Genomic DNA, 14,160 nt, shown 5'->3' on the forward strand with positions numbered 1-14,160 from the left:
ATGAGGCTGTATTGACTGGGGCTTTCCCGTCCGATAGCATTGCCTATAAAAACCCTCACTTAGGGAAATCAATCGCTTCGCCATACTTTCCCAATAAGATTTTAGCGAGATTTTCCTTGACCTGTGCGTCAATTTCCGAAAAAATGGGCAGTAAGGCCTTTTCTGCCCCGTCGAGTAGAGAGGGGATATCCATCAAACAATAGACTGTGATATTTGTTACTATTTATTAAGCGTCAAAGTTCCCCCTGTGTCAAATCGAGACAGATAAGACAATGATGCTCTGTCTCCTGTTGTTTCCCTTTGGGTTATTCAATGACTGTTGCGACTTCCGAAAAACTTCCCATTGACTGGGTGACTCTCATCTACATGGCTTTTATCCACTTAGTGGCTCTTTTAGCCTTCTTGCCTGGCAATTTTAGCTGGGGTGCTGTGGGAGTGACATTGATTCTTTATTGGATTACCGGGGGTTTAGGAATTACCCTCGGTTTTCATCGTTTGGTCTCCCATCGGAGTTTTAAGACTCCCAAATGGTTAGAATACTTTCTGGTTTTGTGCGGGACCCTCGCTTGTCAGGGGGGTGCAATCGCATGGATAGGTTTACATCGTATTCATCATAAATATTCTGATACTGCTCCCGATCCCCACGATTCTAATAAAGGTTTTTGGTGGAGTCACATGGGTTGGATGCTGCACGAAATTCCTGCCGACGAAGAAATTGCCCGTTTTACCCAAGATATCGCCGACGATCCTTTCTATAAATTCTGTCAAAATTATTTTGTTCCTATCCAAATTGTTTTAGGCTTAATTCTCTATGCTATGGGTGGTTGGCCGTTTGTAATTTGGGGAATTTTTGTTCGCTTGGTCTTAGTTTTCCACTCCACTTGGTTTGTCAATAGCGCCACCCACAAATTCGGTTATGTTAGCCATGAATCCCACGATAATTCTAAAAATTGTTGGTGGGTTGCCCTCTTAACTTTCGGTGAAGGTTGGCACAATAATCACCATGCCTATCAGTATTCTGCCCGTCATGGCCTACAATGGTGGGAAGTTGACCTGACTTGGATGACCATTCGTCTGCTGCAAATTCTGGGACTAGCCACTAATATTAAGTTGCCTCCCACCACAGCAACGGCGACAGAAAGTTAGTTTTATCCAGTTGTTAAATTAAATCTAGCCGAACTTAAGTTTAAGTTCGGTTATTTTTTCTGCGACTTAACCCAAATCTGACGGCTTTTCCCACGGCACAACTGAGGAATATAGGTAATGCCAATCCTCCCCCAAAAAAAAGAATTAAGGACAGAATCCCTTTCATGAATGCTGCTGCTGCCGAACATTGACTGGGGAGAGCGCAACCCATCGGGCCAACAGCGAAGGATAACCAACCAAAAAAGAAAACACACAGGGGAAATAAGAGGCAAAAAACCAGACCCCCCGCTAGACAGCCTAATCCATTGGCCTTTCTATTCGATTTCTTCTCTGTCACCATCTCTATCGCTAACTTTCTCTAACCCGTAGCATAAAAAGGTCAAACTATCAACTTTTTTAACAAATGTTTAATATTTACGCTGATGTGCCGGAGGGACCCCAGAGAACGTATATTAAAAGCTAATCCCCAAATTATATTAAGTTTCTAATGAAAAAAATCTCGATTTTAGGCTCTACAGGCTCGATCGGCACTCAAACTCTCGATATTGTCACCGATCATCCCGATAAGTTTCAAGTGGTGGGATTAGCCACGGGTAATAATATTCAACTACTATCGGAGCAAATTCGGCAATTTCGCCCGCAAATCGTGGCGATTAATAACGAAAGTCAACTAGAAGACCTAAAAAGCCTAATTTCCGACCTTGACTATACCCCGATTATCCTAGCAGGAAAGGAAGGAGTAATCGAAGTGGCCCGTTATGGCGATTCCGAAAGCGTCGTCACGGGAATTGTCGGTTGTGCGGGATTGCTGCCGACAATTGCCGCTATTACTGCCGGTAAAGATATCGCCCTCGCTAATAAAGAAACCCTGATTGCTGGCGGTCCGGTGGTGCTGCCTTTAGTGGAAAAACACGGAGTTAAATTATTACCTGCTGACTCGGAACATTCAGCTATTTTTCAATGTTTACAGGGAGTTCCCACTGGGGGATTAAAAAAGATTATTCTCACCGCTTCTGGGGGTGCTTTTCGCGATTTACCCGTGGAAAAATTGCCACAAGTAACCGTAGCTGATGCCCTCAAACATCCTAACTGGTCTATGGGCAGAAAAATCACCATCGATTCGGCTACTTTAATGAATAAAGGTCTAGAAGTTATCGAAGCTCATTATTTATTTGGTGTCGATTATAATGCGATCGATATTGTTATTCATCCCCAAAGTATTATTCACTCTTTAATTGAGTTACAGGATACCTCGGTTTTAGCCCAATTAGGCTGGCCCGATATGCGTTTACCCCTGTTATATGCCTTGTCTTGGCCCGAAAGAATTTATACCGATTGGGAACCTTTAAATTTAGTTAAAGCCGGCAGTTTAACCTTCAAAGAACCCGATCATCAAAAATATCCCTGTATGGGATTAGCCTACGCAGCCGGCCGGGCAGGTGGGGCAATGCCAGCAGTATTAAACGCAGCCAATGAACAAGCGGTAGCATTATTTTTAGAAGAAAAGATTAGCTTCTTAGATATTCCCCGGGTGATCGAAAAAGTTTGCGATCACTTTACAATTCATAACAGTTCTACCCCTAGCCTAGATGATATTTTAGCCGCCGATAATTGGGCGCGTCAAGAGGTATCTAACTGTCTGATTGCCAATCCGGTCTAGATAGTCTAGATCCTGTAGGGATGTTAACTATAATGTCTCTACAGATATAGGATAGAAAAATCACTAATTTCGGCTATTTTTTCTAGTTAACTAGATTTATGATGATCATGACAAAAGTTGATAACCTTCAATAAACCTCTTGCCTAATTAATTTTTGAGGGTTCAAAAACGGCAAAAATAAGGATTAAATTGCCTAAAATCTGTAAACAGACCATTTAATTGACTATTATTCATTCTTAATTCTCCTGACTACTGACTCCTAACCCTAACAACAATTTTTGATTTTTACAATGAGGTGTAATGACCCTGAAACTTGATCAAAAATAAGATAAAATAAACAAGATAGCGGTTATTACTTTTAATTTTCTATGGTTACAACTTCTCTATCCCTCCCCGAAATCGCCAGAGAAACCCGTCAAGCGAGTCGTCAACTGGCTATTCTGACTAACGAAGAAAGGAATGAAGCTTTAGAGGCTATTGCTGAGGCTTTAACTGCCAATGCCGATCAGATACTAGAAGCTAATATGGCGGATGTTCAAACTGCCAAAGCGCTGGAATTATCTCCGGCTTTATGTGCGCGATTAGAGTTAAGTCCCAGCAAATTAAAAGCCGCTATTGCCGGGGTGCGAGATCTGGCTAAATTAGCAGATCCTTTAGCTACGATGCAAATTAATCGGGAATTAGATCAAGGTTTAATTCTTCAGAGAATAACCTGTCCTTTAGGGGTTTTAGGGGTTATTTTTGAAGCTCGTCCCGATGCTTTAATTCAAATTACCAGTTTAGCGATTAAATCTGGTAATGGCGTTATTTTAAAAGGCGGGAAAGAGGCGCTCCGTTCTTGTCAAGCTTTGGTAACAATTATTCATCAGGCATTGAGTCAAACTAAAGTTAATCCAGCGGCGGTACGATTATTAACAACACGAGAAGAAATTCAGGAACTCTTAAAACTTGATCAATACATCGATTTAATAATTCCTAGAGGTTCTAACGAATTTGTGCGTTATATCCAAAATAATACCCGCATTCCCGTCCTCGGTCATGCCGATGGTATCTGTCATCTCTACATCGACAAAGAAGCCGATTTAAGCAAAGCAATTAGGATTACCGTTGATGGTAAAACCCAATATCCTGCCGCTTGTAATACCATTGAAACTTTATTGGTTCATCAAGATATCGCTAGACAATTTTTACCTGCAGTCGCCCAGGCATTGGAGGAAAAAAAGGTTAAATTATTGGGAGATGAAGCAACTTGTCAGATGATTAACGTACCATCGGCCACAGAACAGGACTGGCAAACAGAATATAGTGATTTAATCCTGTCAATTAAAATTGTCGATAGTCTAGAATCGGCAATCGAACATATTAATTATTACGGTTCTCGACACACGGAAGCCATTGTCAGCGAAAATTTTAACACGGCCAAAACCTTTAGCGATCGAGTCGATGCCGCCGGAGTTTTTCATAATTGTTCCACCCGATTTGCCGATGGTTTCCGTTACGGTTTTGGGGCCGAAGTGGGTATCAGTACCCAAAAAATGCCCCCCCGCGGTCCGGTGGGATTAGAGGGATTAGTGACCTACAAATATCAATTAGTGGGAGATGGTCATATTGTCGCCGATTATTCTGGGGAAAATGCCCAATCTTTCACTCATCAGGATTTATAGTCGAGAAAAAAGCAGATGTTTACAGGATTAATTCAAGCCTTGGCAACAATTCGGGTCGTGGATACTGATAGACTCTATTTGTCTGTATCCTCTGATACAATTCTCCACGATTTAATGATTGGTGATAGTGTGGCTGTGGATGGGGTTTGTTTGACAGTTGAGGAAATTCTCCCAGAGGGTTTTCTGGCCACTGCTTCCCCAGAAACCCTACAGCGCACTACTTTGGGACGAAGAATTCACACAGAAACCAACGTTAACCTAGAAACCTCTCTGCGGGTGGGTAGTAAAATCGGCGGTCATTTTGTCACCGGTCATGTGGACGGTATTGGCTGTTTAGTCGAATCGATAATCGTGGCTAATTCTTGGGAAATGACCTTTGCTGCGCCTAGTTCACTAGAAGAGCAGTGGAATAACTACATAGCTCGTTATATCGTCGGTAAGGGCAGTATAGCTGTTAATGGCATTAGTTTAACCGTGGCTGATTGTGATGCCTACGGTAGCTGGTTTAAAGTGGCTGTCATCCCCCACACCTACGGCGAAACCAATCTTTCCCATTTAAAATTAGGCGATTGGGTGAATCTAGAAGGGGATATTTTAGGCAAATATGTGGAAAAATTGTTAGGAATGCGCTCTTATCATCCTCCTAGCGAGATTAGCCTAGAATTTCTGGCTGAACATGGTTATTAGTTTTCCAGAAAAAGCCTTTTCAGCTATTGAGCCTGAACTGGTTAGGGTTGATTTTTGGAAAATTTAGTCTAAACTCCAGTTTCAAGGGATTCGAGCAAACCTACCCCTTAAGCTCAACCTAGGAGTGGCGTGACGGAATTAGTCTAAACTCCAGTTAAATGTTTAACAGCTTATCTTGCTAAAGATTGACCGCTCAGGCAATAATGGGAAGGTTTATCATCGCCATTAAAGTAAAGAATGCTGAACGCTTTTATTTGGCTACCGATTATAGGGGCGATACTGATTGCCTACACGCCTCTAGAGGCGAAAAAAGTGCGAGGATTAGCTCTAACTCTTTCTGTCGTTCTCTTACTGCTGAATATTCTCCTTGGCTGGCAATTTGACCCTAGTAACCCGCAAATGCAGTTCACGGTTAACCTGCCTTGGATTAATTTCCTCGGTTTCAATTATGCCCTCGGTGTCGATGGCTTATCATTTTCATTACTTTTTCTTAACAGCATCTTGACAATAATTGCTCTTTATGCTAGTGGCACAGAGGTTAACCGACCGAGATTTTACTATTCTCTGCTCTTGTTACTCAATGCCGGAGTAGCGGGGGCCTTTCTAGCGCAAGATTTACTGCTATTTTTCCTATTTTACGAATTAGAAATCGTCCCGCTTTACCTTCTCATTGCCATTTGGGGGGGTCAAAGACGCGGTTATGCGGGCATGAAATTTTTATTATACACGGCAATTTCAGGCTTTTTAGTGCTAATCTCTTTCCTCGGCTTAGTTTGGCTAACCGGTGCTAATAATTTCGCCTATAACCCCCTTTTATCGAACAATTTAGACGTTAAAACTCAATTACTGCTCCTCATCCCCCTTCTGATTGGATTAGCCATCAAAATCCCGATTTTTCCCTTTCATACTTGGCTACCGGATGCCCACGTCGAAGCATCTACCCCCGTTTCTGTGCTTTTAGCGGGAATATTACTCAAATTAGGAACCTATGGACTGCTGCGCTTTGGAGTCGGTTTATTTCTCGATGCTTGGGTGACTATCGCCCCTTGGTTAGCAACGATAGCAGCTATCAGCGCCCTCTACGGGGCCAGTTGCGCTATTGCCCAAAAGGATATGAAAAAAGTGGTCGCCTATTCTTCCATTTCCCACATGGCCTATATTTTACTAGCGGCGGCGGCCACCACCAGATTAAGCATCACCGCGGCGATTTTGCAGATGATTAGTCACGGTTTAATTTCCGCTTTGTTATTTTTGTTGGTGGGAGTAGTGTATAAAAAAACCGGCAGCCGGGATGTGGATTATCTACGCGGTTTATTAAATCCAGAAAGAGGTTTACCAATCACGGGAATGTTAATGATTTTAGCGGCTATGGCCAGCGCCGGCATCCCCGGAATGGTGGGATTTATCGCCGAATTTTTGGTCTTTCGTGGCAGTTTCCCGATTTTTCCGATACAAACGCTCTTATGTTTGGTTGCTAGTGGTTTAACCGCAGTATATTTTCTCCTGATGATTAATCGGGTTTTCTTTGGTCGTTTAACCCCTGAATTATCGCGCATTCCTCGCAGTACCTGGCCCGAAAGATTTCCCGAAATTGCTTTGGCTTTATTTATTATTGTTTTGGGATTACAACCGAGTTGGATGATTCACTGGACTGAAAACCAAGCATCAATGTTATTAACTGGCACGGCAATCAGTCAAAAGCAATCATAGAAACCTTTTCCGGAATTTTTCAAACCTAGACCGAAACTAACTTGTGGATAGGTGCCGAAACGTCAAAAATTTTTGGACTTGCGGAGGGAATTAACCGTTAAAACCACCTGTTCCCCCACCCGTTCAATTTCTTCTAAAGTATTAAAACGACTCAACCCGAAGCGCAGGGAGGCATAAGCGAGAGATTCGGGGCGACCCAAGGCAGTTAAAACGTGGGAGGGGGCGGTATGGCTAGAAGAACAGGCAGAACCGGAGGAAAGAGCCACTATTGGCTGTAATCCTAACAATAACGCCGCACCGTCCACCCCTTCAATACTAATATTTAAATTTCCGGCTAATCTTTGGCTAGGATGACCATTGAGATAAATTCTGTCTAATTGACTGATAATCTCCCATAAACGGGCTTTTAACTGATTTAAGTAGCCGGTATCTTCTTCAATCGCTTTGATGCCCAATTCTACCGCCTTGGCAAAACCGACAATTTGCGGTGTAAATATTGTACCCGATCGCAGTCCTTTTTCCTGGCCTCCCCCTTGAATTTGAGCGGCAAGACGAACTCTGGGGTTCCGGCGCCGGACGTACAGCGCACCGATTCCCTTCGGTCCGTGGACTTTGTGAGCAGTTAAGGACATCAGATCTATATTCATTTCCTCCACATCTAGGGGAATTTTCCCGATTGCTTGGGCCGCATCCGTATGAAAAAGTACCTGATACTGGCGACAAATCGCCCCAATTGCCGCTAAAGGTTGAATCACCCCAATCTCGTTATTAGCCGCCATAATTGACAGCAAAATCGTGTCAGGACGTAAAGATTTTTCTAGTAATTCCAAGTCAATTAAGCCATCAGCACCGACGGGTAAAATTGTCACCTCAAAACCCAATTTTTCCAGATAATGACAGGGATCTAAAACGGCCCGATGTTCTGTCATCAGCGTAACTATATGCCGTCCCTTGGCGAAATAAGCTTCGGCAACCCCCTTGATAGCCAGGTTATTGGCCTCCGTTGCTCCACTGGTAAAAATAATTTCTTCGGGACTACTATTAATAGCAGCGGCGATTGTTTCTCGTGCCTGTTTAACCGCGGCCTCGGCCGTCCAACCATAGACATGATTAATACTACTGGCATTACCAAAGTGTTCGGTAAAATAGGGTAACATCGCCGCCAGAACCTGCGGCTCCATCGGTGTCGTGGCGTGGCAATCTAGATAAATCGGCTTTTGAGACATATTTTTCCCCTGCGGGGGATTTGAGAAGGATATATCCCCTGTTTTAAGAGAATCTCTGAAAGTGTATTGCTAATCCATGTTAACAAAAAAGTATCGGATATTAGTCAACAGCTTACGACTCAGGCCAGAACTTTAAGATTTAATAATGAGAGCGCAATCGCTCCCTGACAGCAGTTACAATTCCCCTATCCCAATGTTGTTCAGTAACCCAACAGGATTAATAACACATATTTTCCCGCTCAATCATGGCTAAAAAATCGAAGACATTTAGTGAACTGCTCAGGCTGCAGAAAATGTCCCAAGGATACCAAAAACCCTTGAAAAGCTTTGAGAAGAAATTAAAACAAGAGTCCTTGCCTTTCAAAGAAATTGTCGTCTCTCCTTCCGGGGAAGTCAAAATGTCGGAAGTTCTCGAGGATTTTGTCGAGCCTTACCGTGAACCCAGTGAAACGAAGGAGTCCATGCAAAGACTGCTGACCCTAGGGACAATCGCTTGGAATCTGGCGTTGTCCCCCGAATCAGAGCGGCAAGGGGTGATAGACCGAGTTTTTAACAAAGACCTTCTTAACGGAGATGAAAAGCTCAAGGCGGAGATTCAAGGGCTAATCGAGGAGCTAATCCCCAGGAAAAACCGTTATTTTTCGGAAAACAGGCGAATGATTGTGGATTTTGAGTTAAAAGAGCTAGGAAGCAACTATCATATCTCTGTTGCTTCAACTTTGTCGCCGGAGAGAAATGTCTGATGGATGATTCCCAGAAATACGAAGCCGATTGTCAAAAGATAAGAAAAGCCAATCATGAATTACTAAAGGATTTTGAGAGTTGGCTAGAATCATCAGGTCTGTCGGAAAAAACCATTAATAATCATGTTTCAAATATAGATTTTTATATCAACGAATATTTACTCTATGAAGATGCCGTAGAAGCTAAAGACGGGGTAGATATGGTCAGTGACTTTTTGGGTTATTGGTTTATCAAAAAGGCACTGTGGGCCAGTCAATCAAGTATCAAGGCTAACGCAGGTAGTCTGAAAAAGTTCTACACTTTCTTACTTGAAAAAGGCTTAATAGATAAAGATGATTTGCGAGAACTTAAAGAAACCATCAAGGAAGAAATGAGTGAATGGCTGGAAACCCTAAAGCGATACGATGACCCATTGACTGAAGATATGTCGGATATTTGGTGATTTTAACCGAGGGGCAATCCCCCACCCTCTGGCTGAGAAGCTATAATATTATGGTCGGGACACAAAAAGAGCGAAACAATGACAACATTAGAGTTAGAAAGCTGCCAGTCGATTCTTAAGGCTGGTAAAACGACGACAGAAAGAGCTTTACAATTGTTTGACGCTCTCGATCCCGTGAGTTTAGACTTTATGCTCGGTCTTTGGCAAGGTTCTGGACTTCAGACAAATCACCCCATGGATGGTTTATTAGAAGCATCTAATTGGTATGGTAAAGAATTTGTTGATACTGAGAATGTCCACCCCCTGTTATTTTTAGATGGTCAGGGAAAAATTTTTAAGGTGGCACCCAATCCCACGGCCATGAACTGGATTTTGAAGCTGCCGATACTGAAAAATAATTCTCTGAAACCTTTACTGATGCTGACCAACTCCTTGCTGAAAACGCAGACAAGTCAGGCTAGACTGCGAATGATGGAATATCGGGACAAAGTCAGCGCCACGATGATTTATGATTATTTGCCGATTAATGACTCTTTTCGGAAAGTAGATGATAATACGGTGCTGGGAATTATGGATTTTAAAAACTCTACCCAGCCTTTCTTTTTTGTTCTCAAGCGATGTCAAAAACATTTTAATTCTTGAGGTTGGATTTGAAATTGTTCGCGCTCGTCCAGTTGCCAAGCTTGTAAATCGATCGCTCGCCCTGAAACTACGGAGACAATTAAATAAGTATATCCTGACCAGGCTAATTGGCGATCAATTTCCGAGGGAATGGCGGTATGATCGGGATGAGAATGATAGATACCAATAATTTCTAGCTGGTTTTCCCGCGCCGATTTTTGAGCTTGTAAAAGCACTTCTGGGGCAATACTAAAGCGGTTTTTTCTATTGCCTGACCAGTTATTTTCTGTTGCCTGTATGCTGATAACTTCGGCTGCTGTCTCGGTAATTTTTCCTAGGAGTAACCCACAACATTCTTCGGGATAGGTGGATTCTGCGTGGGTGAAAATAGACTGGTAAATTTGGTCTGTAATCAGGATCATAGGGTGGAGTAAGCGGGTCTCAAATGCTATGGACAACAGGGTAAACGCATTTTTTGCTTCTAGCTGGCTATTTTGTCACCCGCCAACTGAGTTTAAGATTAACCCAAAAGTTCCAAACCGTGACGATGGCAATCGCAATAAAGTTAGCTAGATAGCGATTGATTCCTAAACCATTAAAGAGAAGGTTGAGCAGCAGTACGTTTAAAATTAAACCGGCTAAACAGATCAAATTGAACTTGAAAAATCTTTTCCAGCGTTTATTCCAACCCCGTTGACGAGCGGATAAATCGCCAAAAGTCCAGCGATCATTCCAGATAAAATTATTAATAATTGCTAATTCGGCGGCGATGATTTTACTGCGGGTTAATCCCCAACCCAAAGCGGCGGGATCACTGAGAAGATAGAGAAAGGCCATATCGACAAAAACCCCGGTTAATCCCACTAAACCGAAGCGAATAAATCTATCTAAAGGTAGATTGACAATTACATCTAAAAACCTTAATGGCTTTTGAGAGCGCAAACGCAGCAGATGGAAGATATATTCTAGCCATTGTTTCCAAGTTACCTTACTTTCCCCCTCTAGCCGCTCTTGGAAGACATAACCCACTTCTCCGATGGTTTCGATGCGGCCTTTGCCGATGACTTCTAGTAAAATCTTGTAACCGGTGGGATTGAGAATTGGACCAGCGATCGCTTGACGGCGGACCATAAAGTAACCGCTCATCGGATCGGAGACGCGACCGACCACCTCTGGCAGTAGAATTAAACCAAGAATTTGAGCGCCGCGGGAGAGAAATCTTCGCAGCAGACTCCACTCGCTCACTCCTCCCCCTTCGACGTGACGACTAGCAAGAGCTAAATCGGCTCCTTTTTCGATAGTTTCGAGGAGATTGTAGAGAATTTCGGGGGGATGTTGCAAATCTCCATCGATTACTGCTAGTATCTCACCCCTTGACCCTTGCCAACCCCGCACCACTGCGGACGCTAATCCCTTTTCTCCCTGACGACGCATCACCCGCAGTTGCGGGTAATCCAGGGTTAATTTGCTGGCTAATTCCCAAGTGCGATCGGGACTGTCATCATCGACGATAATTAGTTCATACTGATCGGGAATTTTTTGATCGAGTAATTGACTGAGATTCTCGACTAGGGGAATAACGTTATCTCGCTCGTTATAAGTGGGAATAACTAGAGATAATTTGAGTAATTGCGGTGAATCTCTGAGAATATAACTATTATTGCTAATAATTCCTTCAATTTGCTCTAAAAAAGGGATTTGCAAAGAGCCGACGGGGGTGGTTAAAAAGGGATAGGGTGGAGAGTTGGTCACTCGCTTACACTCACAGACTAAAACAGGTTTAGAGACGCACAATTTACCGGCAAAGTTGTTGAAACCAGAATTTTGAGCTAACTACTGGCGATGCGGAATCCTAATACACTATAGCGATTATCGGGGCTAAATTGGCCTCGACTAGCGGAGCGACATTCCCTCAATTCTGTCCCCCAACCACCTCCACGCAGGACGCGATAACGATTGCCGGTGCTATTAGGATCGGCCGGCCATACTTGGTCATCGCTGGGAGCATTTTTATAGTTGCGATGCCAAGGATCGGCACACCATTCGTATAAACCGCCGTGTAAATCGTATAATCCGAAGGCATTTGGGGGAAAACTGCCTACAGGGGTGGTTTTAGCTCGAAATTCGCTCTCTCTTTCCACTGCGTAGGGAAATTTAATGCCATAGTAGTTAGCGAATTCACTGGTAAGGGTGGCACCAAAGTAGAAGGGTGTGGTAGTGCCGGCACGACAAGCATATTCCCATTGTGCCTCGCTTGGGAGCCGATAGTTTCTGCCGGTGGCCCTGGCAAGTCGATCGCAAAACTCGATCGCATCATACCAAGAGATGCTATCGACGGGTAAGTTATCCCCTTGGAAGTGGGAGGGATTGGGGTTTAAATCGCGGTTAATTTTGGGCAGATTAGCGACAATTTGCCATTGTTTTTGGGTTATCGGGTATTTACTCAGGTAGAAACTGTTCACCTTGACTAAGCGCTGGGGTTTATCACTACCGGTAAAGTCTCCTTTTTCTCCGTCTGGTGTCCCCATGATAAAAGTGCCAGCAGGGATAGCAATCATCTCTAATCCCGCAAGGGTTTCGCTGTAGTATTCGGCACTGCGGGAATTGCGCTCGATCACGAAACCGCTAGGATCGAGAGTAACGGTTTCAAAGGAAAAGCTTTGTCGGGGGGGAAAAGAGGAATTTTGGGGGGGGTGCGGGGGGATGATTGCTGTAGCGGTGGAGGGGGAAACAATATTTTTTCTATTTAGAATCGCTGCCAGTCCGACTCCTGCACCGATCAGACTGATCCACTGGCCAAATTTACGTCTGTTTACTTTAATCATCCCGATTTTTCTGTCATTATCACCCCATCCATTATACCATTAAATTCTGACTATTATTTGGTCACTGTCACTTGTCCTTAATAATCGATGCCCAGCTTTTTGACTGTCCATAAACATTGGTTGATTGGAGCAATTATCACCTTTTTAGGTGCTTTTTTGCGAATCTATAATTATGATTCTTTGCCTCCAGATAATTGGACTTCTGATGAATATGCTTTTGCTTGGAGTGGCATGAGTTTATTACAAACAGGTATCCCCACCAGTTGGTCATGGTTGAGTCCCACGGATAATTTTCCTACGGTAGTTTGGGAAGCGAAAAATCTCCGTTATCGTTTGGTTACTCCCTGGTTTGATCATCCTCCTTTATTTGGTTTATTGGTGGGTTTATTTGCTCTTTTAGGAGGGGCAAAAACTTTTTTTGATTGCAGTTTAACTATTATTAGAGTCCCTTCTTTACTCTTAGGTATTGCTTCGATAGTTTTGGTCTATTTACTCGCTCTCAAGTTAAGTAATTTATCGATCGCTATAATCGCTAGTTTAATTTATGCCACCAATCCCAATACAGTTTTCCTCTCTCGGTTAGCTATTAGTGAAAATTTAATGATTGTTTTGTGCTTATTGGTCGTCTTACTGTATTGGCAATACTATCAAACTCATCGGAAAAAATATCTCTACATCGCCGCTTGTTTAGCTGGTTTAGCCTGTTTAGTCAAGGTAACAGCTATTTATTTAGTAGTATTATTAATTGTTCTCTTGATTTACGAAAAGAAAGGACGAGAAGCCATTTATGTGACTGGGATTGGTGCTTTCTTTTTCTCTCTCTATTTTCTCTACGGTGCTATCTATGATTACGATTTTTTTCGTAAGATATTTCAAGAACAATCCCTGCGCTTTGAGGACTTTAATTTTGTCAAATATCTAACCACTCCCACGGTATTTTTCGAGGATGGTTGGTTAATTTTTAGCTGGTTAACCCTCTTACCCTTTCTCAGAAAGAATCCCGCTAGTCCCCAAGTTAGATTACTCGCTTTACCAGTAATCCTCTACACCTTAATTTTAGTTGCCACGGGAGCGCAAAGTCACTTTTTTACTTGGTATATGATTCCTTTTTATCCGTTTATGTTTATTATTCTAGGCATCTTTCTCGATGATTTTCGCCAAGAAACGGACGGATTAACTGCCTCAATTATTTTTATCTTTCTGGGAGTTTGGTCGATTCATCTCAATTTGACAGCATGGATTTTAGCTTCTCCCTACGGTCGCTATTATTTTATGATCGGTACGGCAGCAATTCTGGGAGTATTCTATCTCAAGGATATCTTTGGTCTCTTTAAAAAATTCTGGATTGATCGCTTTACTTTCCTCTTATTCTTGGCCCTGCTGGCAGCTAATATCAATGTGGTATTAACCTATAAGTTTTCCGGTTAAAACTTGC

General features: G+C 42.9%; 13 protein-coding genes and 2 pseudogenes. 9 read left to right on the top strand and 6 right to left on the bottom strand.

Going from position 1 to position 14,160, the window contains the following annotated elements:
• Positions 1-94: 94 nt before the first annotated feature.
• Positions 95-193, bottom strand: a pseudogene (locus IM475_RS11365) (aluminum resistance protein); the annotation flags it as partial.
• 119 nt (positions 194-312) lie between these two features.
• Between IM475_RS11365 and IM475_RS11370 the strand changes: the two are divergent.
• Positions 313-1,146 carry an acyl-CoA desaturase gene (locus IM475_RS11370; protein ID WP_002748596.1) on the top strand — a complete coding sequence of 278 codons (834 nt, stop codon included), beginning with the start codon at positions 313-315 and terminating at the stop codon, positions 1,144-1,146.
• A gap of 40 nt (positions 1,147-1,186) precedes the next feature.
• On the opposite strand, the gene IM475_RS11375 is transcribed toward IM475_RS11370, so the two are convergent.
• Positions 1,187-1,486 (bottom strand): hypothetical protein, encoded by a 300-nt coding sequence (locus IM475_RS11375; RefSeq protein WP_287727615.1) that lies wholly within the window; start codon positions 1,484-1,486, stop codon positions 1,187-1,189.
• A 147-nt stretch (positions 1,487-1,633) separates the two neighbouring features.
• Between IM475_RS11375 and dxr the strand changes: the two genes are divergently transcribed.
• From dxr to IM475_RS11395, 4 genes are all read left to right on the top strand, one after another.
• Positions 1,634-2,806, top strand: coding sequence for a 1-deoxy-D-xylulose-5-phosphate reductoisomerase (gene dxr / locus IM475_RS11380; protein ID WP_287658763.1), 1,173 nt, complete (start codon positions 1,634-1,636; stop codon positions 2,804-2,806).
• Positions 2,807-3,174: 368 nt separating this feature from the next.
• Complete coding sequence (proA, locus tag IM475_RS11385; protein WP_287727616.1) at positions 3,175-4,470, top strand: glutamate-5-semialdehyde dehydrogenase; 1,296 nt, start codon at positions 3,175-3,177, stop codon at positions 4,468-4,470.
• Positions 4,471-4,485: 15 nt separating this feature from the next.
• Entirely contained in the window at positions 4,486-5,157 is a 672-nt protein-coding gene (locus tag IM475_RS11390; protein ID WP_287727617.1) for a riboflavin synthase, read from the top strand.
• Between the two features lie 237 nt (positions 5,158-5,394).
• The gene (locus IM475_RS11395) at positions 5,395-6,867 is read left to right on the top strand and encodes an NADH-quinone oxidoreductase subunit M (protein WP_287658766.1); all 1,473 of its coding nucleotides are present in this window, start codon (positions 5,395-5,397) and stop codon (positions 6,865-6,867) included.
• Positions 6,868-6,929: 62 nt separating this feature from the next.
• Here IM475_RS11395 and IM475_RS11400 read toward each other — a convergent pair whose 3' ends face one another.
• Positions 6,930-8,093 carry a cysteine desulfurase family protein gene (locus IM475_RS11400; RefSeq protein ID WP_287727618.1) on the bottom strand — a complete coding sequence of 388 codons (1,164 nt, stop codon included), beginning with the start codon at positions 8,091-8,093 and terminating at the stop codon, positions 6,930-6,932.
• 245 nt (positions 8,094-8,338) lie between these two features.
• Between IM475_RS11400 and IM475_RS11405 the strand changes: the two are divergent.
• The 3 genes and pseudogenes from IM475_RS11405 to IM475_RS11415 all read left to right on the top strand — a co-directional run.
• A pseudogene (locus IM475_RS11405) lies at positions 8,339-8,824 on the top strand (hypothetical protein); the annotation flags it as partial.
• An 11-nt stretch (positions 8,825-8,835) separates the two neighbouring features.
• Complete coding sequence (locus IM475_RS11410; RefSeq protein ID WP_287658769.1) at positions 8,836-9,279, top strand: site-specific integrase; 444 nt, start codon at positions 8,836-8,838, stop codon at positions 9,277-9,279.
• A 78-nt stretch (positions 9,280-9,357) separates the two neighbouring features.
• The gene (locus IM475_RS11415; RefSeq protein WP_287727620.1) at positions 9,358-9,921 is read left to right on the top strand and encodes a DUF4334 domain-containing protein; all 564 of its coding nucleotides are present in this window, start codon (positions 9,358-9,360) and stop codon (positions 9,919-9,921) included.
• Here the strand turns inward: IM475_RS11415 and IM475_RS11420 are convergent.
• From IM475_RS11420 to IM475_RS11430, 3 genes are all read right to left on the bottom strand, one after another.
• Positions 9,900-10,322, bottom strand: a complete 423-nt coding sequence (locus IM475_RS11420) for a M67 family metallopeptidase (RefSeq protein WP_194015392.1) — start codon at positions 10,320-10,322, stop codon at positions 9,900-9,902. The genes IM475_RS11415 and IM475_RS11420 overlap by 22 nt on opposite strands.
• A gap of 67 nt (positions 10,323-10,389) precedes the next feature.
• Complete coding sequence (locus IM475_RS11425; protein WP_287658772.1) at positions 10,390-11,652, bottom strand: glycosyltransferase; 1,263 nt, start codon at positions 11,650-11,652, stop codon at positions 10,390-10,392.
• A gap of 77 nt (positions 11,653-11,729) precedes the next feature.
• Positions 11,730-12,725 (bottom strand): formylglycine-generating enzyme family protein, encoded by a 996-nt coding sequence (locus IM475_RS11430; protein WP_287727621.1) that lies wholly within the window; start codon positions 12,723-12,725, stop codon positions 11,730-11,732.
• 87 nt (positions 12,726-12,812) lie between these two features.
• On the opposite strand from IM475_RS11430, the gene IM475_RS11435 reads away from it, so the two are divergent.
• The gene (locus IM475_RS11435; RefSeq protein ID WP_287727622.1) at positions 12,813-14,153 is read left to right on the top strand and encodes an ArnT family glycosyltransferase; all 1,341 of its coding nucleotides are present in this window, start codon (positions 12,813-12,815) and stop codon (positions 14,151-14,153) included.
• Positions 14,154-14,160: the final 7 nt, after the last annotated feature.

Source organism: Microcystis sp. M061S2 (assembly GCF_020245605.1).
GTDB lineage: Bacteria > Cyanobacteriota > Cyanobacteriia > Cyanobacteriales > Microcystaceae > Microcystis.